Genomic DNA, 22,604 nt, shown 5'->3' on the forward strand with positions numbered 1-22,604 from the left:
CAAACCACGCTTGCACCGCCCGGCGGCACAACTCAAGCTATGCTCCATTCACTTAATGTCCGTCTAAGGAAAAGGCCCTCCGACATGCGCATTCTCATCACCGGTGGCGCCGGTTTTATTGGCTCCGCCTTGATCCGCCACCTGATTCAGCACACCGAGCACGAAGTGCTCAACCTGGACAAACTCACGTATGCCGGCAACCTGGAATCGCTGACCAGCATCGCGTCCAACAGCCGCTACGAGTTCGTCCAGGCCGATATTGTCGACCAGGCCACTGTCAGTGCCGTACTGAAGCGCTTCGAGCCCCAGGCGATCATGCACCTGGCGGCCGAGTCCCATGTAGACCGCTCGATCGATGGCCCGTCGGACTTCATTCAGACCAATATCGTAGGCACCTACAGCTTGCTGGAAGCCACCCGCGCCTATTGGCAGACGCTCGACGAGCCCGCCAAGCGTGCGTTCCGCTTCCATCACATCTCCACCGATGAGGTGTACGGCGACCTGCATGGCGTGGACGACCTGTTCACTGAAACCACACCCTATGCACCCAGCTCACCGTATTCGGCCAGCAAGGCGGCGTCCGATCACCTGGTCCGCGCCTGGCAGCGCACCTACGGCTTGCCGGTGCTGCTGACCAACTGCTCGAACAACTACGGGCCATTCCACTTCCCCGAGAAGCTGATCCCGCTGGTGATACTCAATGCCCTCGCGGGCAAGCCACTGCCCGTCTACGGTGACGGTTTGCAGGTGCGCGACTGGCTGTTCGTCGAAGACCACGCCCGCGCATTGCTCAAAGTGGTCACCGAAGGTGTGGTCGGCGAGACCTACAACATCGGCGGACACAACGAGCAGAAGAATATCGACGTGGTACGCGGCATCTGCGCCCTGCTCGAAGAACTGGCGCCACAGCGCCCGGCCGGTGTCGAGCAGTACACCGACCTGATTACCTTCGTGAAGGATCGCCCGGGCCATGACCAGCGCTATGCCATCGATGCTGGCAAGATCGAGCGAGAGCTGGGTTGGACCCCCGAAGAAACCTTTGAAACAGGGCTGCGCAAAACCGTGCAGTGGTACCTGGATAACCTGGAATGGTGCCGCAGGGTCCAGGACGGCAGTTACCAGGGTGAACGTTTGGGCAACACCGACCTTAAGGATCTGATTGCATGATGAAGGGAATCGTATTGGCCGGCGGCTCCGGCACGCGTTTGCACCCCATTACCCTGGGCGTGTCCAAGCAGCTGCTGCCGGTGTATGACAAACCGATGATCTACTACCCGATCTCGGTACTGATGCTGGCGGGGATCAAAGATATTCTGGTGATATCCACACCGGTGGACTTGCCGCAGTATCGCAACCTACTGGGTGATGGCAGCCAGTTTGGCGTACATTTCAGTTATGCCGAACAGCCAACCCCGGATGGCCTGGCCCAGGCCTTCATCATTGGCGAGGAATTCATCGGCGATGACCCTGTGTGCCTGATCCTGGGTGACAACATCTTTCATGGTCAGCACTTCGGCGAGCAATTGCTCCGCGCCGCCAAGCGGCCGACGGGCGCTACTGTCTTCGGCTACTGGGTCAAGGACCCGGAGCGCTTCGGCGTGATCGACTTCGACAGCGAAGGCCGTGCGCTGTCCATCGAAGAAAAGCCCGCGAAGCCCAAGTCCAGCTACGCAGTGACCGGCCTGTACTTCTACGACAACGACGTGATCAAGATCGCCAAGGCAGTCAAGCCGTCGCCTCGAGGGGAGCTTGAGATTACCGACGTCAACAACGCCTACCTCAAGCGCGGCGACCTGCAGGTTGAGCGCTTTGGCCGTGGCTTTGCCTGGCTGGATACGGGGACGCACGACAGCTTGCTGGAAGCCTCGCAGTACGTGCAGACCATCGAACACCGCCAGGGTTTGAAAGTGGCCTGCCTGGAAGAAATCGCCTACGAAAATGGCTGGATCGACCGCGACCACCTGCTGGAACGCGCCAAGTATTTCGGCAAGACCGGCTATGGCCAGTACCTGTTCTCGCTGGCCGGAGAGAACAAGTGAACGTTGTTGAAACCACTTTGCCCGGCGTACTGATCCTCGAACCCAAAGTGTTCGGCGATGAACGCGGCTTTTTCTACGAAAGTTTCAATGCCCGCGCCTTTGAAGCGGCCACTGGGCTCAAGCGTGACTTCGTGCAGGACAATCATTCGCGCTCACAAAAAGGCGTGCTGCGGGGCCTGCACTACCAGCTCGAACACACCCAGGGCAAACTGGTGCGCGTCATCGCCGGGGAAGTGTTGGACGTGACCGTGGACATCCGCCGCAGCTCGCCGAACTTCGGCCAATGGGTCGGCGTGCGGCTGTCAGCACAGAACAATCGCCAGCTGTGGGTGCCGGAAGGTTTCGCCCATGGTTTCGTGGTAGTGAGCGATCACGCCGAGTTCCTGTACAAAACCACCGATTACTACCAGCCCAGCGCCGAACGCAGCATCCTGTGGAATGACCCGACGCTGGCCATCGATTGGCAGCTGACCGAAGCGCCACAGTTGTCCGCCAAGGACCAGGCAGCTAAACCCTTGATGGAAGCCGACCTGTTCCCATGAAGATCCTGATCTGTGGCCAGCACGGCCAAGTCTCCCGCGAACTGCAACAACGCCTCCAGGGCTTGGGCGAACTCATCGTCCTGGGCCGCGACCAGCTTGACCTGGCCAATGCAGAACAGATCCGTCAGCAAGTGCGCGCCCACCGCCCCAGCCTGATTATCAACGCAGCGGCTCACACCGCTGTCGATCAGGCCGAAAGCGAACCGGACGCCGCATTTGCCATCAACGCCATCGCCCCCGGCATTCTCGCCGAGGAAGCCAAGGCCCTGGGCATCCCGCTGATCCATTACTCAACCGACTACGTGTTCGACGGCAGCAAACCGGCGCCTTACACCGAAGCCGACACGCCCAACCCGCTGGGCGTCTATGGCCAGAGCAAGCTGGCCGGCGAGCAGGCGATTGCAGCCGTAGGGGGTCAGTACCTGGTTCTGCGCACCAGTTGGGTCTACTCCAACCACGGCAAGAACTTCCTGCTGACCATGCAACGCCTGCTGCAGGAAAAACCGCAGATGCGCATCGTCGCCGATCAGATCGGCGCACCGACCTGGGCCGGTAGCATCGCCGACAGTACGCTTGCGTTGATCGAGCGCTGGCAAGCCGGCACAGCGGGGGAATGGGGGGTGTATCACCTGACCGCCCAAGGTGAAACGTCGTGGTTCGGTTTTGCCGAGGCCATCGTCGAGCATCTGCGCAAGCAGGGCAAAGCCTGTGCCGAGCTGGAAGCCATCCCGTCCAGCGCCTACCCGACGCCCGCCCAGCGTCCCTTGAACTCACGCCTCGATTGCAGCCGCTTGCAACAACAATGGCACGTCAGCCAGCCGCAGTGGCAAGACGCATTGCGCGAGTGTCTTGCACAGCAGCACTAGGCATAATGCGCCTGTACCCACAGGCGCACGACTCCCATGACTCCACCCCTCCCGCACAGACCCCGCTGGCGCAGCCTCGCCCTCCTGGCGCTTTGCCTGGCGCCGCTATTGTGGCCGCTGGAGCATCTGGCCGAGCGTTATTACCGCAGCGAACTGGCCGGCCAGAACCGCCAGACCCTCGACCTGTACGTCGCCAACCTGCTCGGCACCCTGCACCGCTATGAAGTGCTGCCGCAAATCCTCGGCGACCTGCCGGCCCTGCGCACTGCATTGGACGCGCCCAACGTCAGCACCAACCTGGTCAACGCCAACCTGCTGCTCAAGGAGGTCGCCGCCCAGGCCGGGGTGGAAGTGATGTACCTGATGGACACCACCGGCAAGACCCTCGCGGCGTCCAATTGGGATAAACAAGACAGCTTTGTCGGGCGCAACTTCTCGTTCCGCCCGTATTTCAGCGAAGCCATGGCCGGGCGCCTGGGGCGGTTTTTCGGCCTGGGCACTACATCGGCCAAGCGCGGTTATTTCTTCGCCGCCGCCGTACGTGATGGCGATAAGATCATCGGTGTACTGGTGGTCAAGGTCGACCTGGACCACACCGAAAGCCTGTGGGGCAACACCCCGGAACAACTGCTGGTCACCGACCATAACGGCGTGGTGATCCTGACCTCGCGCCCGCAATGGCGATTCCGCGCAACCCGTCCGCTGACCGCTGAAGAACGCCAGGCCATCATCGCCATCCAGCCCTACCCGACCCGCGACCCGCAGCCGTTGAGCCTGAGCAGCACCGCGTGGCTGCGCCAATCCACCGCCATCGCCGAAACGGGCTGGAATGTGGAAATCCTTGCGCCACGCTCGTTGATCAACCGCCCGGTGCGCACCGTGGTTGCCGTCGGCGGCGCGACGCTGCTGGTGCTGATGTTGCTGCTGGGCCTGATGATGCAACGTCGCCGTCACTACCTGGAGCGCATTGCGTTCGAAGCCAAGGCCCGCCGCGAGCTGGAAGCGCGGGTAGTCGAGCGTACCAGTGACCTGGAGGGCCTCAACCGGCGCCTGAAACAGGAAGTGCTGGAGCGCGAACACGCCCAGCAGGAGTTGGTACGAGCCCAGGACGACCTGGTGCAAGCGGGTAAACTGTCGGCGCTGGGCACCATGTCGGCGAGCATCAGTCACGAACTTAATCAGCCCCTGGCCGCCATCCGCAGCTACGCGGAAAACGCCGAAATCCTGCTCGACCATGAACGCACCGATGACGCCCGCGGCAACCTCAAGCTGATCAGCGAACTGACCGGGCGCATGGCCTCGATCATCGCCCACCTGCGCGCTTTTGCCCGTCGCGACCGCCATGCGCCCGAAAGCGTGGCCCTGCAACCGGCGCTCGACGATGCGCTGGCGTTGCTGGCCAAGCGGCGACGGTCGATGGAGGTGGAACTGATCCGCGACTTGCCGGAGGCCACCCTGTGGGTACAAGCCGGCGAAACCCGCCTGCGCCAGGTGCTGGGCAACCTGCTGGCCAACGCCCTCGACGCCCTCACCGAAAAAGGCCCGCCGCGCAGACTCTGGCTGAGTGCAGAAACCACCGAACAGGGCGTCAACCTGTACATTCGCGACAACGGCCCGGGTTTTTGCATGGAGGCCCTGGGGCGCGCCAGCGAGCCGTTCTACACCACCAAGACACGCACCCAGGGCCTGGGCCTGGGGCTGGCGATCTGCGAGACCCTGATGCGTGCCTTCGGCGGCGAATTGCTGTTTGCCAACCACAAGGAAGGCGGCGCGCTGTTAACCTTGAAATTGCGTGCCGGCTCGCCGGGCGTCAGTCTGCAACCGTCCGAGGACCGCAGTGTATGAGTATCGATAACCAGATTCAGGTGGTGTTGATCGACGACGATCCACACCTGCGTCAGGCGCTGTGCCAGACCCTGGACCTGGCCGGGCTGAAAGTCCTGCCCCTGGGCGAAGCCAGCGGCCTCACCGCACGCCTGTCACGGGACTGGCCGGGGGTGGTGGTCAGTGATATCCGCATGCCCGGCATGGACGGCCTGGAGCTGCTCGCCGAACTGCACGGCCAGGACCCGGACCTGCCGGTGCTGCTGATCACCGGCCATGGCGATGTGCCGCTGGCGGTGCAAGCCATGCGCGCCGGTGCCTATGACTTTCTGGAAAAACCCTTCGCCAGCGACGCCCTGCTCGACAGCGTCCGCCGTGCCCTGGCTCTGCGCCGCCTGGTACTGGACAACCGCAGCCTGCGCCTGGCCCTCAGCGATCGTCAGCAATTGAGCACGCGACTGGTCGGGCATTCGCCGCAAATGCTGCGCCTGCGTGAACAGATCGGCGCCCTGGCTGCGACCAAGGCCGATGTGCTGATCCTCGGCGAAACCGGCGCCGGCAAAGAGGTGGTGGCGCGTGCGCTGCACGACCTGTCGAGCCGCCGCAGCGGGCCGTTCGTGGCGATCAACGCCGGGGCGCTGGCTGAATCGGTGGTCGAAAGCGAGCTGTTCGGCCACGAGCCTGGTGCCTTCACCGGCGCGCAGAAACGCCGCATCGGCAAGTTCGAGTTCGCCAACGGCGGCACCTTGTTCCTCGATGAAATCGAAAGCATGAGCCTGGACGTGCAGGTCAAACTCTTGCGCCTGCTGCAGGAGCGTGTGGTGGAGCGGCTGGGCGGCAATCAACTGATCCCGCTGGATATCCGCATCATCGCCGCCACCAAGGAAGACCTGCGCCAGTCCGCCGACCAGGGTCGCTTCCGTGCCGACTTGTATTACCGACTCAACGTCGCGCCGCTGCGTATTCCGCCGCTGCGTGAGCGGGGTGAGGATGCCTTGATGCTGTTCCAGCACTTCGCCGATGAAGCCAGCAGTCGTCACGGCCTGCCGCTGCACGAACTGCAACCGGGCCAGCGCGCCCTGCTGCTGCGCCATAACTGGCCGGGCAATGTGCGCGAACTGCAAAACGCCGCCGAGCGCTTCGCACTGGGGCTGGAACTGGCACTGGATGCCACGCCGGACAACCCTGCCGCCGGTGTGTTGACGTCCACCTCGGGTGGCCTGAGCGAACAGGTCGAGCAGTTCGAAAAAAGCCTGATCGCCGCTGAGCTGACCCGCCCCCACGGCTCCATGCGCAGCCTCGCCGAAGCCCTCGGCGTACCGCGCAAGACCTTGCACGACAAGCTGCGCAAGCACGGCCTGAATTTCGCCAACCAAAGCGGCGATGACGAATGACCGCTCCCACTCGCCAAGAGGCCCCCATGAACCGCGACAGCCGTTACCTGGAATCCATTCTTCACCACGACATCCCCCTCACCCGGGAAATGGGCCTCAAGGTGCTCGACTGGCAACACGGGCGGCTGGAACTGCATCTGCCCTTGCACGCCAACATCAACCACAAGAGCACCATGTTCGGCGGCAGCCTGTATTGCGGCGCAGTGCTGGGGGGTTGGGGCTGGCTGCACTTGCAACTGCGTGAAGAAGGCATCGAAGACGGGCACATCGTGATTCAGGAAGGGCAGATCAGTTATCCGCTGCCGGTCACGCGGGATGCAACGGTGGTGTGCCAGGCGCCGGAGGAGAAGGTGTGGAAGCGCTTTTTAGCGACGTACCAGCGCTATGGCCGCGCGCGCATCACGCTGGAGACGTGGGTTGTGAATGAAGGCAGCGAGGAGCGTGCAGTGGCCTTTACCGGGCAGTACGTCCTGCACCGCTGACTGCCACCCCCCTCCCACCTTCAGCCTCAGGATCTGGCCAGGGTCAGCAAGCGCTCGCGCCACGCAGCCTTGGCCGGCAACGCCAAAAAGAACGGGTTCAACAACGATGCCCGCGCCGGGTAGCTGAACGGCTCACCGCTCAGCTCCAACACTTCGCCCCCCGCGCCTTCGAGTACGCCCTGGGCTGCCGCCGTGTCCCACTGCGAGGTCGGCGCCAGGCGCGGATAGCAGTCCGCACTGCCCTCGGCCAACAAACAGAACTTCAGCGAGCTGCCGATATTCGTCAGCTTCAACGCGCCCAGGCCTTCGCTCAGCCCGCCCAGCAAGCGCTCCTGCTCCGCGCTGGTATGCCGACGACTTGCAACTACGGTGAACGACTCGCCCGCTGCCGGTGCTTCACGCACCTGGATCTGCTTGGGCGCTTCATTCACATCGGATCGCCAGGCACCCAAGCCGGCGCCACCGAAGTAGCAACGGCCGTTGGTGGGCATCGAGACCACGCCGAACACGACGCGGCCCTGTTCGATCAGGGCGATGTTCACGGTGAATTCTTCGCTGCCGGAGATGAATTCCTTGGTGCCATCCAACGGATCTACCAGCCACCAGCGCTGCCAGCCGGCGCGCACGCTCTGGTCGATATCGGCATCTTCTTCGGACAGCACCGGAATGCTCGGGTCCAGCGCGGTCAGGCCGGCCAGGATCAGGTGATGAGCGGCCAGGTCCGCGGCCGTCACCGGCGAATCATCGGCTTTGGACGTAACGGCCACGTCAGCGCGCCAGTACGGCAAGATCACTTCACCGGCCTGACGGGCCAGCTCGATCACCGGGGCAATAAACGGGTGGCCTAAAAACAGTTCGCTCATGCGTTAAACGCTCCTCGCTGGGTCAACAGGTCTCGTACCAGGTACAGCGCGGCCAGGGCCCGACCTTCGCTGAATTGCTCATTTTGCGCCAGCATCGACAGCTCGCGCAGGTTGACCCGGTCCACACGCATCGGCTCAGGTTCATCGCCTTCCAGGCGTTCTTCATAGAGGTCGGTGGCCAGTACCACCTGGATTTTCTGGCTCATGTAGCCAGGCGACAGCGACAGTTCCGTGAGGTGCTCCAACTGCCGTGCGCCGTAGCCCGCCTCTTCCTTGAGTTCGCGATTGGCCGCCGCCAGTACGTCTTCACCGGGCTCGATCAACCCCTTGGGCAACGACAGCTCATATTCGTCGGTGCCGCCGCAGTATTCTTCCACCAGCAACGCATGGTCTGCGTCGATCATGGCCACAATCATCACCGCGCCGTAGCCGGCACCGCGACCCACCAGGCGCTCGTAGGTCCGCTCAACGCCATTGGAGAAGCGCAATTGCACTTCCTCCACGCGGAACAAACGGCTACTGGCGACTATTTCGCGGGCGAGGACGGTGGGTTTCTGGCGCATGAGCGGCTCCTTGGCGTGATCGGGTTACTATACCGTGGCTTTTCCGATTGTCTGTGTCGGATATCTTTACTTACATGAGACCGCCCCATGCCCTCTTTGCCCTGGCACGCCATCGACACTGTCCTGCTGGACATGGACGGCACCCTGCTCGACTTGCATTACGACAACCACTTCTGGATGGAACACCTGCCCCAGCGCTACGCCGAACTGCATGGCGTGAGCCGCGCCCTGGCCGAGATGGAGTTGCAGCCGCTGTTCGAGCGTAACGCCGGACAGTTGCAATGGTATTGCCTGGACTTCTGGAGTACCGAACTGAAGATCCCGGTGCGCGAACTCAAGCTGGAAACCGCGCACCTGATCGCCCTGCGCCCGGATGCCGACACTTTCCTCGCGGCAATCAAACGGGCCGGCAAGCGCGTGATCCTGATCACAAACGCTCATCGTGATTCCCTGTCATTGAAGCTGGAACGCATTGAACTGGCGCCGTATTTCGAGCGGTTGATCAGCTCCCACGATTACGGTTTCGCCAAGGAGAACCCGCAGTTCTGGGATGCCCTGCAAGCCGATATCGGCTTCGACCCGGCAAGGAGTCTGTTTATCGATGACACCTTGCCGATCCTGCGCAGCGCCCAGGCGTTTGGCGTGGGGCATTTGCTGGCGGTGAAAGAGCCGGACAGCAAGAAGGGGCCGAAGGACACGGCGGAATTCGCGGCGGTCGACGACTACCGAGATCTCATTGCCGGACTCTGACCCCATGTGGGAGGTGGCTTGCCCCCGATTGCTGTGCATCAGAGCCACATTCAGTCACTGACACACCACCATCGGGGGCAAGCCCCATCCCACCTTTCGTCCTGCGTTTTACTCAGGAATACGCAGCGTCTGCCCTGGGTAGATTTTGTCCGGGTGCGACAACAGCGGCTTGTTGGCTTCGAAGATCTTGTTGTACTGGTTGGCGTTGCCATACACCGCCAGGGAAATCGCGCTCAGTGTGTCGCCCTTTTTCACCACGACGAAACGGGCGGCAGCCACAACAGGCCCGGAAACAGTAATCTGGTCATCCACACTGGCCACACCGGCAATGTTGCCCAGCGCCAGCAGGATCTTCTCTTTCTCTTCCTGGGTGGCGACTTCACCGGTCACGGTCACCTTGTCGCCATCCACCGTGGTCTGCACATTCGGATTACCCAGGCCCACTTTGGCCACGTGCTCCTTCAACTGCTCACTGGCGTTTGCATTACCCGGCGTCAACAGGTCGACAATCTTTTCGCCGGCTTCCTTGATAAAGCTGAAAATGCTCATAGTGCGCGCTCCTTGTTAATTGATTTCCAGATGCCCAAGACTAGACCAGTCCTACCGACTTGGGTTCCAACCCGGCAAAAGACCCAAACGCGCTAGAATCCCCCCGCCATTGGAATAAGCCCAGGAGCGAAGATGGACATCAAACAGTTGAAATTCCTGATCGCCCTCGACGAGACCCGCCACTTCGGCCAGGCGGCCGCGCGTTGCCACATCACTCAACCGACCCTGTCGATGCGCTTGCGCAGCCTTGAAGAAGAGCTGGACCTGCCTTTGGTCAATCGCGGCCAGCGCTTCGAGGGCTTTACCGCCCCCGGTGAGCGCGTGCTGGCCTGGGCACGCACGGTGCTGGCGGCGTATGACGGCTTGCAGGCCGAAGCGGCCGCCTGTCGCGGCAACCTCGTCGGCACATTGCGCCTGGGCGTGGTGCCGTTGTCGAGCTTCGATCCCTTGGCGTTGATGCAGCAACTGCACAAAGAACACCCGAACCTGCGCTTCGAGCTGTCGGCGCTCAGCTCCGAACAGATCCTTGAGCAACTGGCGAGCAATCGCCTGGACCTGGGCGTGTCTTACCTGGAGCGCCTGGACACCGAGCGCTTCGACTCGCTGGCCTTGGGCGAAACCCGCATGGGCCTGCTCTACGACCAACGCTTCTTCAGCTTTGGCGACACGCCGTTGAGCTGGGAAGCCCTGATCGAACTGCCCCTGGGCATGCTCACCAGCGGCATGCACTTTCGCCAATCCATCGACCACAACTTCCATAGCCGTGGGCTCAACCCGCAGCCATTGTTGCAGACCGACGCCGTCCATCAGTTGTTGCAAGCCGTGCATGGCGGCTTGTGCTGCGCCGTGATGCCTTTGGACGGTGGCCTGGATGCACTCACCGAGCATCTGCGCCTGCAGCCGATCGAAGACGCCCATACACTCGCGCGCCTGGGCTTGATCATGCGCCGCAGTGCACCGCGCTCGGCGCTGGCAGAGGCGTGTTTCGCGCTGTATCAGAAATCGCAAAACGAGTCTTGATCGACGTCATCTATCGGAAGATCAGTACTGGCGATTAGACGCGACGCTTTGTCGCGCCTAGTCTAAACACTGATCAATCCGCCGGTGGTACTGCCCCATGAAGGCCAAGCGCCCAGTCTGCGCGGCGCCCGCTCTTGAAACGCCAGCGCCCGCCGCCAGCCAGAGCTACGAGTATTGCAATCTCGAACATACGGAATTCGCCAGCACAGCCCTGGCCGAGGAAGTGGCGTTGGCGATTGCCTACAACGACATCAGCCAAGCGGTAATGCTGGTGACGCCGACAGACCTGGAAGACTTTATCGTCGGCTTCAGCATAGGCAGCGGCATTATCGCCGACGTTAGCGACATTTATGATCTAAAACTCAGCGGATCGGGCTCGGCTCAATACGCTCAGGTGCAGATCTCCAGCCGCGCCTTCTGGAACCTCAAGCAACAGCGCCGGCAACTGGCCGGCACCAGTGGTTGCGGTCTGTGCGGTGTAGAGGCGGTAGAACAAGCATTGCCTGACCTTGATGTACTGCCGGGCGCGCCTTTGCCGCCTGCCGAATGGCTGGATGGCCTGCGCCAACGCATCAGCGCGTTCCAGCCCTTGGGCCAGTACAGCGGCGCCGTGCATGCCGCCGTATTTATGAACGGCCAGGGCGAATTGTTGCTGGGCCGCGAAGACATTGGCCGACATAACGCCCTGGATAAATTGATCGGTGCATTGATCCGCCAAAAAATTCCGACCGAAGGCGGCCTGGCGATTGTTACCAGCCGTTGCAGCCTGGAGTTGATCCAGAAAGTCCTGCGCGCGGGCATCCAGACCCTGGTCAGCCTGTCGTCACCCACCGGCCTCGCCCTGCAATGGGCGCGCCGGCATAACCTCAATCTCATCCACCTGCCGCAGAAAAGTGCGCCGCGGGTCTACAGCCCTGCGATGGAGAACCAGCCATGAGCCAGCACCACCAAGCCGACCAAACCCCGACCCCGCGCTACAAGCCCTACAAAGGCCCGGCCGGCGGCTGGGGCGCACTGATCAGCGTGGCGCAAGCCTGGCTGACCAGCGACAACGCGCTGAAAAACCTGCGCATGATGCTCAAGACCAACCAGAACGGCGGCTTCGACTGCCCGGGCTGCGCCTGGGGTGACTCGCCGGAGAGCGGCATGGTCAAGTTCTGCGAAAACGGCGCCAAGGCGGTCAACTGGGAAGCTACAAAGCGCCGTGTGGATGGTGCATTTTTCGCCAAGCACAGCGTCACCGCCTTGCTGGAACAGAGCGACTACTGGCTGGAATACCAGGGCCGCCTGACCGAGCCGATGCGCTATGACGCCGAAACCGACCGCTACACGCCCATCAGTTGGGAAGCGGCCTTCGACCTGGTCGGCAAGCACCTCAACGCCCTGCCCAGCCCTGACATGGCCGAGTTCTACACCTCGGGTCGCGCCAGCAACGAAGCGGCCTACCTGTACCAATTGTTCGTGCGCGCCTACGGCACCAACAACTTCCCGGACTGTTCGAACATGTGCCACGAAGCCAGCGGCGTTGCCCTGGCGCAAAGCGTGGGCGTCGGCAAAGGCACCGTGACCTTTGATGACTTCGAACATGCCGATGCGATCTTCGTCTGGGGCCAGAACCCCGGCACCAACCACCCGCGCATGCTCGAACCGCTGCGTGAAGCGGTTAAACGCGGCGCTCAGGTGGTGTGCATCAACCCACTCAAAGAGCGCGGCCTGGAACGCTTCCAGCACCCGCAACACCCGCTGGAAATGCTCACCAACGGCGACAAGCCAACCAACACCGCCTACTTCCGCCCGGCGCTGGGTGGCGACATGGCCATCCTGCGCGGCATGGCCAAGTTCCTGCTCCTGTGGGAGCGCCAGGCCCAGGCCGAAGGCAAGGAGGCCGTGTTCGACCACGACTTCCTCAACGAGCACACCGCCAACGTGCTGGAATACCTGGGCAAGATCGACGATACCTCCTGGGATGAGATCGTCGAACAGTCCGGCCTGACCCTGGTCGAGATCGAGCAAGCCGCGCGCATGTACGCCAAAGGCAAGAACGTGATCATGTGCTGGGCGATGGGCATCACCCAGCACCGCCATTCGGTGCCGACCATCCAGGAAATCGCCAACCTGATGCTGCTGCGCGGCAATATCGGCCGCCCAGGCGCCGGCCTGTGCCCGGTGCGTGGCCACAGTAACGTGCAGGGCGACCGCACCATGGGCATCAACGAACGCCCTCCGGTGGCGTTCCTCGATTCCCTGGAGCGTCGCTTCCAATTCCAGGTGCCGCGTGAAAACGGGCACAACGTAGTGGAAGCCATCCACGCCATGCTCGAAGGCCGCTCCAAGGTGTTTATCGGCCTGGGCGGCAACTTCGCTCAAGCCACGCCGGACAGCCTGCGTACCTTCGAAGCCCTGCGCAATTGCGACCTTACCGTGCAGATCAGCACCAAGCTCAACCGTAGCCATTTGATGCACGGCAAAGATGCACTGATCCTGCCGTGCCTGGGCCGTACCGACATCGATATCCAGGCCGAAGGCCCGCAAGCGGTGACGGTGGAAGACTCGTTCAGCATGGTCCACGGTTCCAATGGCCAGTTGCAGCCGCTGTCGAAACTCATGAAATCCGAACCGGCAATCCTGGCCGGTATCGCTGCCGCGACCCTGGGCAGCAAGCCGGTGGACTGGAACTGGCTGGTGGCCGACTACAGCCGCATCCGCGACCTGATTGCCGACACCATTCCCGGCTTCAAGGACTTCAACGAGAAGATCAAGCATCCAGGCGGTTTCTATCTGGGCAACTCCGCGGGCGCGCGCCGCTGGAATACCCCGTCGGGCCGCGCCAACTTCCGCCCGAACATCCTGCCCAAGGACTTGATCCACGAACGCACCCACGCGACCGGCCGCGTACCGGACCTGATCATGCAATCGATGCGCTCCCACGATCAGTACAACACCACCATCTACGGCCTGGACGACCGCTACCGTGGGGTCAAGGGCCAGCGTGACGTGCTGTTCGTCAACGAAGCCGACATCATCCGCCTGGGCTTCAAGCCGGGGCAGAAGGCCGACATCGTGTCATTGTGGGAGGACGGTCGCGAGCGCCGTGTGAAGGGCTTTACCTTGCTGGCGTTCGATATTCCGGCGGGGCAGGCTGCGGCTTACTACCCGGAAGTGAACCCGCTGGTGCCGCTGGAAAGCACCGGGGATGGCAGCCATACACCGACGTCGAAGTTCGTGGCGATCCGGTTGGAAGCGGCGAGTGACAATGGCTTGATCATGGCGCGCTCGGCCTGATCAGGACCGTTGTGGTGGGCAGACTTGTATTGGTCCGCTCGCCACAGGGAATTACCCGCAAAAGGAATTTCGGGCACAAAAAAGGCCGCTTTTGCATAAAAGCGGCCGTTCCGAAGTAGCTAAAGACTCGCAAAACAGACTTAAGTTCCCGAGTAAAAACAGTAACTTATAGAATTGTGTACAACTCGTGCTACTGGTCGGATTTCTATTGTCACAATCCAGATACAGCCTCAGGATCGCGCCGTCATCCTCTTGAGGTCTCCCTAATGAAGTTCTCCTCGATTCTCTTGTTGTCCCTTGGCCTGGTCAGTGGCGCAGCCATGGCCGGTGGCACCACCGAAGCCGGTGTGGGCGGCGCATTGGGCGGGGTTCTGGGTTCGGTCGTTGGCCAGCAGCTAGGCGGCAACACCGGTTCGACCATCGGCGCAGCCTTGGGTGGCGCGGGTGGTAGTGCGGTGGGCGCCGACAAGCGCAGCCGTGGCGAAGCCGCTATTGGCGGCGCATTGGGCGCAGCCGGCGGCAACGTTGTGGGCCGCAGTGTCGGCGGCAGCACCGGCGCACTGATCGGTTCAGCGGCCGGCGGTGGTGCCGGTGGCGCACTGGGCAACTACATGGGCAACAAGAGCGATGACGACGACCGTCGCAGCCGTGGCCGTGATCACCGCCGTTATGACCGTGACGACCACCGTGGGCGCGGTCATGCCTATGGGCATCGCAAGAACAAGCATCACTACCGCGACTGATAGTTGCTGAGTGCAGGAGCCGGCTTGCCGGCTCCTACAGGGTGATCAACCGCTGCAATGCCTCGCGCAGCCGCCCCGGAATCGTCACCGGCTGGTTCGTCCCCCGATCCACGAACACATGCACAAACCGCCCCGCCGCACAGGCGTCTTCTTCGCCCGCCTTGAACACCGCCAACTCGTACTGCACTGAGCTGTTGCCCAGCTTGCCCACCCGCAGGCCGATGTCGATGCGCTCGGGAAAGGCGATCGACGCAAAGTAATCACACGCCGAACTCACCACAAACCCCACCACATCGCCTTCCTGAATATCCAGACCACCTTGCTCGATCAGGTAGGTATTCACTGCCGTGTCAAAGAAGCTGTAGTAGGTCACGTTGTTCACATGGCCATACACATCGTTGTCGTGCCAACGCGTGATGATCGGCTGGAAGTGAGGGAAATCGGCGCGTTGCGGTACGGTATCAGGCATCGGGTCATCTCGTGAAAGTGAGTTACAGGTCATTCAAATGGGCCTGGGCCCACTCGCGTACCTCGGCGTACGGATACTCTTCCAGCACAGCAAAACCCGGAATACCTCGCGCCTTCAGCTTGGTAAACAACGGCACGCTGATGCCCCCGAGGAAACGCGTCAGGCGTTCCGCGCCAGGCAGTTGCCCGGTGTGTTCATGATGCCTGTGGATAAAATCGCCGCACAGCTCCATGAAGTTCTTATCCACAAGTGGCGGCAAGCCCGGCGGCGAAGGAAGGCGCGCAACATGACCGTGGCACACCGAGCAATGCCCACAACGCTGCGGTGCATTTTCATCGCCAAAGTACTGTGCCAGGCGCTGCCCCAGGCAGTGTTCGGTGGCAAACAGATCGAGCATGGCGTGAATCCGCGCGACTTCTGCCACCTCGTGCTGCTTGAAGCCTGTGTATAACTCAGCGCTCAACACCTGTGGATCGAAATCGGTCTCCAGCAGGCTGTAGACCTCGGTCATTTGCTTGCTTTCCAGTTCGATCAGGCCCTGCTCCTGGAAATAATCCAGCGCCTTCACCACCCGATTGCGCTCGGCGTTGTGCTGCTGATACAGCACGTCGAAATCCACTGTCGCCCAGCTCCTCGCGCGCTTGCAAACCTGGATGATCGCCGCGACAAACTGCTGCCGCTCACCGGAGAAACGTGCAAGCAAAGCCTCAGGTTCGACCAGGTATTTGAAACGGTACTCGGCATAAAACGCGTAACGCGGCGCGATCACGCCCTTGAGCTCCAACTGCACCAGCAGCGTCTTCAACGGCAGCTCGCGGATATTGCTGAGGTCCGACAAGGACCTGAGCAAAAACTCCCACTGCCCATCGCCCCGTGCGGCCTGCAACTCTTCCAGCACCCGCCGGATACCTTCCTGCTCTGGCGTATCGCCGTACACGAAATTTTCCAGCACATTGAGGCTGTCGCGATTGGCCAGCACCAGGCAGTCGGATGGCTGCCCATCACGCCCCGCCCGGCCAATCTCCTGGCTATAGTTCTCGATGGATTTGGGCAGGTCAAAGTGCACCACGTTGCGGATATCACTCTTGTCGATGCCCATGCCAAACGCGATGGTGGCGACGATGCAATTGGAGCGTCCACCCATGAAGCGCTGCTGGATGCCCTCGCGTTTATCGTGGGGCAAACCCGCGTGATAGGCCTCGGCCTGGATGCCGTTGCGATTCAGGTGCTCGGCAATCTGCTCGGCGGTTTTCTGCAAGGTAACGTAGACAATGCTCGGCTGGTCGACGCGCTCACTCATCCACTGCACCAGCCGGCGACGCTTGTCCGCACCGCTGACCGGCTCCACCAGCAGGTTGAGGTTGGGCCGGTAGAAGCCCGTGGTGACCACATCGTCCGGGGCAATGGCGAACTTGGCCTGCATGTCGGCAATCACCTTGGGCGTGGCTGTCGCCGTCAGCAGCAGTGCTTGTGGGATATTGAACTGACGCTGGTAGTCCGGCAGTTTCAGATAGTCCGGACGGAAGTTGTGGCCCCATTCGGAAATACAGTGGGCCTCGTCCACCACCAACAACGAGATCCGCACACTTTGCAGGAAGTTACGGAAGCGCTCGTTCTTCAAGCGCTCCACCGAAATCATCAGGATCTTGAGTTCGCCCGACCGCGCACGGGCCATGACCTCATTGGCCTCATCGCGGTTCTGGGCCGAGTCGATACTGCCCGCCGCAATGCCATGGCGCTGCAGGAAACCCAGCTGATCCTGCATCAACGCCAACAGCGGCGATACCACCAGCGTCAGGTGCGGCAGCAATACCGCCGACAGCTGGTAACACAGGGACTTGCCCGACCCGGTAGGGAAAATAGCGGCCGCCGAACGCCCGGCCAGTATGGCGCTGACCGTTTCTTCCTGGCCCGGACGAAACTGTGGATAACCAAAGACCTGTTGGAGGGTGTCGTGCATAGGCTGTCACTCCATTGACCGCTGAGGGAGTCAAAAACATAGATCAGCGATCGAGAATAGGTCGGGGATAAACGCTACAAACTGATACAGAGAAAACCAGCAGGCCGACGCAAAAACGAAGACATTAACATGCCTGATCACAAGCGCCCGACCCGGAGTCGTGAATGTCGCACAAGCCAGTATTCCCATCGCTACGCCTGAGCCTGCTCACATTGCCGCTGTTGCTGTTGGGGTGCGTGACCCCACCCTCCCCAAAGCCCGCCGAGCCGGATACACAGCGCTTTGAAACCCTCGAGTACCTGGCGCAAAAAGCCCTGCCCGTCGTCAAGGCATCAGCACTCTACGCACGGGGTGGCACAGGCCAGGGTGTCAAAGTGGCACTGATCGATTCAGGCCTGAACCAGGACCTGCCTGAGTTCTACGGTCGCGTGGCCGACCCGGGCTACGACTTTGTGCGCCACCAGCCGGGAACCCTCGATATCAAGGGTCACGGCACCCAGATGGCCGGTATTCTCGCCGCCAACAAGAACGACCAGGGCATCCACGGCATTGCGTTTAACGCCCAGTTGATTCCCATGCGCTTCGGTGATGACAAGGAGCCTTTTTATTTTGACAGTGAAATTGCCCAGGCCTGGACGCTCGCACACACAAAGGGCGCACGGATCTTCAGCAACTCATGGGCCAATCCCATCGAAGCCAACACCAACGAAGTTTCCATCTATGAACGCTTGATGGGGGACTCATTGGACGTGGCGAAAAAGCTGGTCGCCGAGGGTGCTGTTTTCGTGTTTTCCACCGGCAATGAGGTCAAGCGTGAGCCGCTTGCCGAGCCCGGCCTGCCGGCACTGGTGCCTGAACTGGAGAAGGGCTGGATAGCCGTCATGGCACTCAAGAGCGACGGCACCGCCATCAATCTCAAGTCCAACTATTGCGGCCTCGCGGCCCGCTGGTGCATCGCGGTACCGGGAGGTGACGGTGGAGCAGGGCTGTTGACCACCAACAAGGACGGCAGCTACGGACCTACGGCCGGCACTTCGCCAGCCGCTGCGCTGGTCAGCGGCGCCTTGGCTGCCTTGCAAAGTCGCTTTCCCGAAATGACGCCGCAACAAGTGCGTGACCGCCTGCTCAGCACCGCCAATCGAACAGGCATCTACGCCAACAGCGAAGCCTATGGGCGTGGGTTGATGGACCTGGACGCTGCCTCGCGCCTGTAATCGCGCCCAAACAAACAACGCGCCCTAAGGCGCGTTGTCGGTAGAGCATTTGTCGCTGTGTATCAGCGGTTCTGCACCCGCTCGATCGCCGTGTCATACACCGGGTTAGCCTTCTGCTCCTTGGCTAACTGGTAGTGACGCAACGCATCCGGGAACTGCCCCGCCGCTTCGTAGATCCGCGCAATGTTGTAGTAAGCGCCCGCTCGCACCGTCGCAGCGTTCGCGCCCGTGGCGAGGGCGATAGCCTTGCGATTGGCCCAGATCGACTCGGCGGTGTTGCCGGCCTTCTGATACGCCAGGCCCAGGTTGCCGTAGGCCTTGCCGAAACCATTGTCCAACTCGATAGCCTGGCGGAACAGGTCGATAGCCTGGTCCAGCTTGCCGGCCTGGTAAGCCGCTTCACCTTGCACGTTCAGACGTTTTGCATCGGCTTGCGCAGAAGAGCTCACCGCCACAGCGGTAACGGCCACGCTGTCATCCAGCAACGGTTTGACTTCGTTAAGCACGTTCGCCGCGTTCACCGTCACGCCACTGAAGGTGTTGATGTCCTGGAAGTCGCCACTGCCGGTCATGCGGAACACGGTCCACAGGTTGCCGCTGCGGTTTTTCGGCACGTAGTAGGTACGCACCAGCGATTGGCCCATGTACACGAATACCTTGGCTTCGCTGTTGGACAGCTGGCGCGAGCCTGGATTGCCGCCGTTGGTGAAGTCATGCACGGCATACACGTAGCTTTCGCCGTAGTGTTTTTTCTGCAGGGTGATAGTTTCCGGGCCGTAGCTGTCGACGTCATCCACGTCCAGTTCAGCGTCGGTGCCCGTCTTGTTCTCGAAGTAGATATTGTTGCCAGGGAAGATCATGTGGGAATCGAGGTCTTCCGGGGTCTTGCCCCAGGTCAGTACCACACGCAGGCCGTCGAGGTTTTCCATCACCGGGCTGATGGCATACGTCATGCCGGCGCATGGGCACTTCACCACCAGGTTCGAGTAGCCGGGCTTCTTGATGATCAGAAGATTGGTGGCATCGTCTGCGGCTTCGCTGGTGAGGGTCACTTGCCCCTGGGCGTTGGTACGGCCCACTACGTTCTGCGCACCGTTGCGTTGCAGCAACACCTCGGCGTCGGCGATTTTCTGGTCCTTGACCACCGCACTGAGCACTTCAATCGGCAATTGCGCCGCCTGGACTGAAAACGCGACCGCACACAATGACATTGCCGAAGCAACACGCAGCAAACCCATGCTTAACTCCCTTTAAGTAGCGGGCGGAATCGCCCTGCAAGATTTTGCGGTGAAACATACTCCGAAATGCGTGGGCTGGCGGATTATTTATACAGAATGTGACGTGGTTTTTATCCCGCCTGCCTGTTGAAGCATTGCGCTACAATCAAGCCTTGCTACCCAAGAGTACGCTGCCATGAGCGAACCGACGTTTGAGCAAAAACAGGATCATTACCACAAGATCCGCCGTTCCAATTACCTGGCCAGCCTGCGCCTGGAAGGGTTCGACACCCAACCGGCCGACGTCGACAAGCCCTTGCCGACCCGTGAAGCCGTCCTTGCCAAGTACCGCAACACCCCACGCTGATGCTCGACAAATACGGGGTGGGCCAGGATCCGTACTGCTATCCCGGTAGCAGCGTCCTGCGCAACCGCCTCGATCTGCACGACGAAACCCGACTGCACCAGGCCGAGCGGGAATTATCCGAAATCGCCGTAGGCAACCTCCCTCTCTTCCCGCCGCCCTACGACCTCGAACGCCTGCAACACATACACCGCGTCCTGTTCGGCGACCTCTACGACTGGGCCGGTGAACTGCGCAGCGTCAACATCCAGAAGGGCGACACGCTGTTCTGCACCCCGGAACGCATCCCGCCGGAAGCGGCGAAGATCATCCGGCAAATGGAGGCAGCGAACTGGTATGTCGGGGCGAGCCAGGCCCAGCTGGTGAAGCAGATTGCCGAAGCCTACGGCGACCTCAACGTCATCCATCCCTTCCGCGAAGGTAATGGCCGAGCACAACGGATCTTTTTCGAGCAGATCATCGTGAATGCCGGATTTTCAGTGAACTGGTGGCTGGTGAAGCACGCGGCGTGGATACCGGCGAATATTGATGCGGTGGCCTGTGATTATCGGGGGTTGGAGGCGATTTTTGAGCGGTGTGTGAGTAGGCCGGTCGGCAACTGACACACCCCAGCCCCCCCATCACATCACTTGCCTGTTTTGCTGTTAAGTCACTGCAAGCCACAAATCCCGGAAAGCCCTGTAAGAAACCTCCAAATACCACGACATCCTCTTCTGAAACTGCTTAAAACTCCTGCCCACCCCTCTATAAAACTCACCTTTCTCTGACTGAAACTGGCGCCCTTTCAGCAGCCCCGGCAAATACAAGTGAACATTGAAAGGACTCAACATATCGGCCACGGCTCAACAGCTCCAGAGTGGCTAAGACGATGAACGAATACATCGAATGGATTTATCTGCTCCTCCTCATCGCACTGGCCGCCATAATTGACAGGTCAATAAGGCTACCAGTGCTCAGAAGATGGTTTGGACTCTGCCTCTTGGTCACCGGCCCAATACTTCTGTTGTATGCCACCTCATGGATCAGAGGTGCTCAGCTTGGGAGCCTGCCGATAATCGCCTTCGTGACAGGCATCGGGTTATTGAGCACTCAGAATATCTATTGCAAAGTAAAAGCCAATCACCCACTCCTGCGTGCCCCCACCATGAACCTCGCCCTCAACTTCCCCGAAGACCCCGTGATGCAGCAACTCCTGCAGCTCTTGCACGAAGAAATCGGCCTGCCCAAACACAAGACGATCCGCCTGCAAACTTCGATCAACTTCGACCTGGGCTGCGACGGCAGTGAGGCCAAGCACCTGATGGAAGCGCTGGAGCAGGAATTCGCCCTCGACTTGGGTGACTACGACACTTATCGTTACTTCAACCCGCCGGTGTTTGATGTGTTCCTCAAGCGCCGGGCCAAGGGGCGCGGCGAAAAAGTGCCGCTGACCATCGGCATGCTCTACCTGGCGATCAAGACCCACAGCTGGGACACGCAGACGCTGGAAAACCTGAGCTGAGCGAACACAAACTCCAGGCACACCGGTACTCAAATTGTGGCAGGGGGCAAGTCCCCTCTCACATTCGATGAGCGTGCTCAAAACAACAAGGACCTTACATGGACGTAACAATGGGCCTGCTGGCCGCCCTGCTCTGGGGCGGCACGGATTTTCTCGTGGGCCTCAACGCCCGCGCCGTGGGCGTAAAACGCGCGGTGTATTTCGGCCAGGCGCTGGGCTTTCTGATCATGACCCTGCTGCTGGTCATCCTCCCGACCTTCCTGTTCAAAGCCCTCGACGCCGCGCTGAGCGTCTGGCTGCTGGGCATCGCTGCCGCCCTGTTCACTGTCTCCGGAGCTCTTGCACTGTCCAAGGCCTTCGCCCTGGGCAAAGCCGCCATCGTGGCGCCGCTGGTGACCTCCTACGGCGTGGTGACCACACTTCTGTCCTGGGCCAGCGGTGAACACATCAGCCCGACGCAACTGGGCTGCATCGCCCTGTGTGTAATCGGCGTGATCCTCTCCAGCATCCATAAGGACAACGGCGTCCCCCACAACAACCCCAGCCAGTCGATCGCCTACGCCATGCTCGCCGCCCTGCTGTATGGCACCAGTTTCTGGCTGCAAGGCCGCTACACACTGCCGGCGCTGGGACCGATCACCATGCTGTGGCTGGGTTACCTGGTGGGCCTGTGCGTACTGCTGGTGATGGTGTTGAAGATCAAGGACGGCTTGAAAATCCCACCGCTGAAAAACTGCGCGACGCTGACCGGGGCGAGCTTGATGAACCTCGGCGGGTTCTCGGCGTTTTCATGGGGGGCGATGGCGGGGTCGGTTTCGGTGGTGACGGTGATCAGTACGTTGTCGGGCGGGATTGCGGCGATCCTGGGATTCATGTTTTTCAAGGAGCGGTTGTCGGCGGTGCAGGTGCTGGGGGTTGTGCTGGTACTGGTCGGCGCAGTGGTTTTACATATCGCCGACTAA

23 protein-coding genes are annotated in these 22,604 nt (G+C 61.1%); 17 read left to right on the top strand and 6 right to left on the bottom strand.

The genetic code is table 11. The features are described 5' to 3' along the window. Positions 1 to 84 precede the first annotated feature (84 nt). From rfbB to BM017_RS22490, 7 genes are read left to right on the top strand one after another with little or no spacing between them, the layout of a single operon-like run. Entirely contained in the window at positions 85 to 1,167 is a 1,083-nt protein-coding gene (gene rfbB / locus BM017_RS22460; protein WP_092248485.1) for a dTDP-glucose 4,6-dehydratase, read from the top strand. Continuing rightward, complete coding sequence (gene rfbA, locus BM017_RS22465; RefSeq protein WP_092248488.1) at positions 1,164 to 2,039, top strand: glucose-1-phosphate thymidylyltransferase RfbA; 876 nt, start codon at positions 1,164 to 1,166, stop codon at positions 2,037 to 2,039. Before rfbB ends, rfbA begins: the two co-directional genes overlap by 4 nt. Then, positions 2,036 to 2,581, top strand: coding sequence for a dTDP-4-dehydrorhamnose 3,5-epimerase (gene rfbC, locus BM017_RS22470; protein WP_092248491.1), 546 nt, complete (start codon positions 2,036 to 2,038; stop codon positions 2,579 to 2,581). Before rfbA ends, rfbC begins: the two co-directional genes overlap by 4 nt. Then, on the top strand, positions 2,578 to 3,447 hold the full coding sequence (rfbD, locus tag BM017_RS22475; protein ID WP_092248493.1) for a dTDP-4-dehydrorhamnose reductase: 870 nt from the start codon (positions 2,578 to 2,580) through the stop codon (positions 3,445 to 3,447). The genes rfbC and rfbD overlap by 4 nt, the downstream gene beginning before the upstream one ends. A 36-nt stretch (positions 3,448 to 3,483) precedes the next feature. After that, entirely contained in the window at positions 3,484 to 5,292 is a 1,809-nt protein-coding gene (locus BM017_RS22480) for a sensor histidine kinase (protein ID WP_092248496.1), read from the top strand. Then, positions 5,289 to 6,665, top strand: coding sequence for a sigma-54-dependent transcriptional regulator (locus BM017_RS22485; protein ID WP_071492474.1), 1,377 nt, complete (start codon positions 5,289 to 5,291; stop codon positions 6,663 to 6,665). The genes BM017_RS22480 and BM017_RS22485 overlap by 4 nt, the downstream gene beginning before the upstream one ends. Positions 6,666 to 6,691: 26 nt before the next feature. Beyond that, complete coding sequence (locus BM017_RS22490) at positions 6,692 to 7,147, top strand: YiiD C-terminal domain-containing protein (RefSeq protein ID WP_092248499.1); 456 nt, start codon at positions 6,692 to 6,694, stop codon at positions 7,145 to 7,147. A gap of 26 nt (positions 7,148 to 7,173) precedes the next feature. Here the strand turns inward: BM017_RS22490 and cysQ are convergent, their stop codons facing one another. Further along, positions 7,174 to 8,010, bottom strand: coding sequence for a 3'(2'),5'-bisphosphate nucleotidase CysQ (gene cysQ / locus BM017_RS22495; protein WP_071492476.1), 837 nt, complete (start codon positions 8,008 to 8,010; stop codon positions 7,174 to 7,176). Then, on the bottom strand, positions 8,007 to 8,573 hold the full coding sequence (gene nudE, locus BM017_RS22500; RefSeq protein WP_071492477.1) for an ADP compounds hydrolase NudE: 567 nt from the start codon (positions 8,571 to 8,573) through the stop codon (positions 8,007 to 8,009). Before nudE ends, cysQ begins: the two co-directional genes overlap by 4 nt. Positions 8,574 to 8,660: 87 nt before the next feature. On the opposite strand from nudE, the gene yrfG reads away from it, so the two are divergent. Continuing rightward, entirely contained in the window at positions 8,661 to 9,323 is a 663-nt protein-coding gene (yrfG, locus tag BM017_RS22505; RefSeq protein WP_092248503.1) for a GMP/IMP nucleotidase, read from the top strand. A 108-nt stretch (positions 9,324 to 9,431) separates the two neighbouring features. Here the strand turns inward: yrfG and lysM are convergent, their stop codons facing one another. Continuing rightward, complete coding sequence (gene lysM / locus BM017_RS22510; protein WP_071492479.1) at positions 9,432 to 9,872, bottom strand: peptidoglycan-binding protein LysM; 441 nt, start codon at positions 9,870 to 9,872, stop codon at positions 9,432 to 9,434. A 132-nt stretch (positions 9,873 to 10,004) separates the two neighbouring features. Between lysM and BM017_RS22515 the strand changes: the two genes are divergently transcribed. The 4 genes from BM017_RS22515 (at position 10,005) to BM017_RS22530 (ending at position 14,917) form a co-directional block, all read left to right on the top strand. Beyond that, a complete protein-coding gene (locus BM017_RS22515; RefSeq protein WP_092248505.1) occupies positions 10,005 to 10,892 on the top strand; it encodes a LysR family transcriptional regulator in 888 nt (295 codons plus the stop codon). Between the two features lie 97 nt (positions 10,893 to 10,989). Beyond that, positions 10,990 to 11,829: a formate dehydrogenase accessory sulfurtransferase FdhD gene (gene fdhD / locus BM017_RS22520; protein WP_092248508.1), complete on the top strand. Its 840-nt coding sequence runs from the start codon at positions 10,990 to 10,992 to the stop codon at positions 11,827 to 11,829. Then, positions 11,826 to 14,174 (top strand): FdhF/YdeP family oxidoreductase, encoded by a 2,349-nt coding sequence (locus BM017_RS22525; protein WP_092248511.1) that lies wholly within the window; start codon positions 11,826 to 11,828, stop codon positions 14,172 to 14,174. The genes fdhD and BM017_RS22525 overlap by 4 nt, the downstream gene beginning before the upstream one ends. Positions 14,175 to 14,440: 266 nt before the next feature. Next, on the top strand, positions 14,441 to 14,917 hold the full coding sequence (locus BM017_RS22530; RefSeq protein WP_058424794.1) for a glycine zipper domain-containing protein: 477 nt from the start codon (positions 14,441 to 14,443) through the stop codon (positions 14,915 to 14,917). A 34-nt stretch (positions 14,918 to 14,951) separates the two neighbouring features. Here BM017_RS22530 and BM017_RS22535 read toward each other — a convergent pair whose 3' ends face one another. Together BM017_RS22535 and BM017_RS22540 are read right to left on the bottom strand one after the other, a co-directional pair. Next, positions 14,952 to 15,386, bottom strand: a complete 435-nt coding sequence (locus BM017_RS22535) for an acyl-CoA thioesterase (RefSeq protein WP_092248513.1) — start codon at positions 15,384 to 15,386, stop codon at positions 14,952 to 14,954. A 22-nt stretch (positions 15,387 to 15,408) separates the two neighbouring features. After that, positions 15,409 to 17,346 carry a RecQ family ATP-dependent DNA helicase gene (locus BM017_RS22540; protein WP_092248516.1) on the bottom strand — a complete coding sequence of 646 codons (1,938 nt, stop codon included), beginning with the start codon at positions 17,344 to 17,346 and terminating at the stop codon, positions 15,409 to 15,411. A 164-nt stretch (positions 17,347 to 17,510) separates the two neighbouring features. Here BM017_RS22540 and BM017_RS22545 point away from each other — a divergent pair, with 164 nt between their 5' ends. Then, a complete protein-coding gene (locus tag BM017_RS22545; RefSeq protein ID WP_092248519.1) occupies positions 17,511 to 18,560 on the top strand; it encodes a S8 family peptidase in 1,050 nt (349 codons plus the stop codon). A 62-nt stretch (positions 18,561 to 18,622) separates the two neighbouring features. On the opposite strand, the gene BM017_RS22550 is transcribed toward BM017_RS22545, so the two are convergent. Next, positions 18,623 to 19,798 (bottom strand): tetratricopeptide repeat protein, encoded by a 1,176-nt coding sequence (locus BM017_RS22550; protein WP_092248522.1) that lies wholly within the window; start codon positions 19,796 to 19,798, stop codon positions 18,623 to 18,625. A gap of 175 nt (positions 19,799 to 19,973) precedes the next feature. Here BM017_RS22550 and BM017_RS22555 point away from each other — a divergent pair, with 175 nt between their 5' ends. The 4 genes from BM017_RS22555 (at position 19,974) to BM017_RS22575 (ending at position 22,604) form a co-directional block, all read left to right on the top strand. After that, positions 19,974 to 20,144 (top strand): YhfG family protein, encoded by a 171-nt coding sequence (locus tag BM017_RS22555; protein WP_016979054.1) that lies wholly within the window; start codon positions 19,974 to 19,976, stop codon positions 20,142 to 20,144. Then, positions 20,144 to 20,743 carry a putative adenosine monophosphate-protein transferase Fic gene (locus tag BM017_RS22560; protein ID WP_092248525.1) on the top strand — a complete coding sequence of 200 codons (600 nt, stop codon included), beginning with the start codon at positions 20,144 to 20,146 and terminating at the stop codon, positions 20,741 to 20,743. The genes BM017_RS22555 and BM017_RS22560 overlap by 1 nt, the downstream gene beginning before the upstream one ends. Before the next feature lie 266 nt (positions 20,744 to 21,009). Further along, positions 21,010 to 21,642 (top strand): DUF1493 family protein, encoded by a 633-nt coding sequence (locus BM017_RS29415; RefSeq protein WP_256575670.1) that lies wholly within the window; start codon positions 21,010 to 21,012, stop codon positions 21,640 to 21,642. Positions 21,643 to 21,740: 98 nt separating this feature from the next. Continuing rightward, the gene (locus BM017_RS22575; RefSeq protein WP_256575404.1) at positions 21,741 to 22,604 is read left to right on the top strand and encodes a DMT family transporter; all 864 of its coding nucleotides are present in this window, start codon (positions 21,741 to 21,743) and stop codon (positions 22,602 to 22,604) included.

Origin of the sequence: Pseudomonas sp. NFPP04, from assembly GCF_900113815.1 — a bacterium.
GTDB classification, from domain to species: Bacteria; Pseudomonadota; Gammaproteobacteria; order Pseudomonadales; family Pseudomonadaceae; genus Aquipseudomonas; species Aquipseudomonas extremorientalis.

Coding starts and splice junctions, on each gene's coding strand:
- rfbB (WP_092248485.1), top strand. CDS start 85: ATGCGCATTCTCATCACCGGTGGCGCCGGTTTTATTGGCTCCGCCTTG.
- rfbA (WP_092248488.1), top strand. CDS start 1,164: ATGATGAAGGGAATCGTATTGGCCGGCGGCTCCGGCACGCGTTTGCAC.
- rfbD (WP_092248493.1), top strand. CDS start 2,578: ATGAAGATCCTGATCTGTGGCCAGCACGGCCAAGTCTCCCGCGAACTG.
- BM017_RS22480 (WP_092248496.1), top strand. CDS start 3,484: ATGACTCCACCCCTCCCGCACAGACCCCGCTGGCGCAGCCTCGCCCTC.
- BM017_RS22485 (WP_071492474.1), top strand. CDS start 5,289: ATGAGTATCGATAACCAGATTCAGGTGGTGTTGATCGACGACGATCCA.
- BM017_RS22490 (WP_092248499.1), top strand. CDS start 6,692: ATGAACCGCGACAGCCGTTACCTGGAATCCATTCTTCACCACGACATC.
- cysQ (WP_071492476.1), bottom strand. CDS start 8,010: ATGAGCGAACTGTTTTTAGGCCACCCGTTTATTGCCCCGGTGATCGAG.
- nudE (WP_071492477.1), bottom strand. CDS start 8,573: ATGCGCCAGAAACCCACCGTCCTCGCCCGCGAAATAGTCGCCAGTAGC.
- yrfG (WP_092248503.1), top strand. CDS start 8,661: ATGCCCTCTTTGCCCTGGCACGCCATCGACACTGTCCTGCTGGACATG.
- lysM (WP_071492479.1), bottom strand. CDS start 9,872: ATGAGCATTTTCAGCTTTATCAAGGAAGCCGGCGAAAAGATTGTCGAC.
- BM017_RS22515 (WP_092248505.1), top strand. CDS start 10,005: ATGGACATCAAACAGTTGAAATTCCTGATCGCCCTCGACGAGACCCGC.
- fdhD (WP_092248508.1), top strand. CDS start 10,990: ATGAAGGCCAAGCGCCCAGTCTGCGCGGCGCCCGCTCTTGAAACGCCA.
- BM017_RS22525 (WP_092248511.1), top strand. CDS start 11,826: ATGAGCCAGCACCACCAAGCCGACCAAACCCCGACCCCGCGCTACAAG.
- BM017_RS22530 (WP_058424794.1), top strand. CDS start 14,441: ATGAAGTTCTCCTCGATTCTCTTGTTGTCCCTTGGCCTGGTCAGTGGC.
- BM017_RS22535 (WP_092248513.1), bottom strand. CDS start 15,386: ATGCCTGATACCGTACCGCAACGCGCCGATTTCCCTCACTTCCAGCCG.
- BM017_RS22540 (WP_092248516.1), bottom strand. CDS start 17,346: ATGCACGACACCCTCCAACAGGTCTTTGGTTATCCACAGTTTCGTCCG.
- BM017_RS22545 (WP_092248519.1), top strand. CDS start 17,511: ATGTCGCACAAGCCAGTATTCCCATCGCTACGCCTGAGCCTGCTCACA.
- BM017_RS22550 (WP_092248522.1), bottom strand. CDS start 19,798: ATGGGTTTGCTGCGTGTTGCTTCGGCAATGTCATTGTGTGCGGTCGCG.
- BM017_RS22555 (WP_016979054.1), top strand. CDS start 19,974: ATGAGCGAACCGACGTTTGAGCAAAAACAGGATCATTACCACAAGATC.
- BM017_RS22560 (WP_092248525.1), top strand. CDS start 20,144: ATGCTCGACAAATACGGGGTGGGCCAGGATCCGTACTGCTATCCCGGT.
- BM017_RS29415 (WP_256575670.1), top strand. CDS start 21,010: ATGAACGAATACATCGAATGGATTTATCTGCTCCTCCTCATCGCACTG.
- BM017_RS22575 (WP_256575404.1), top strand. CDS start 21,741: ATGGACGTAACAATGGGCCTGCTGGCCGCCCTGCTCTGGGGCGGCACG.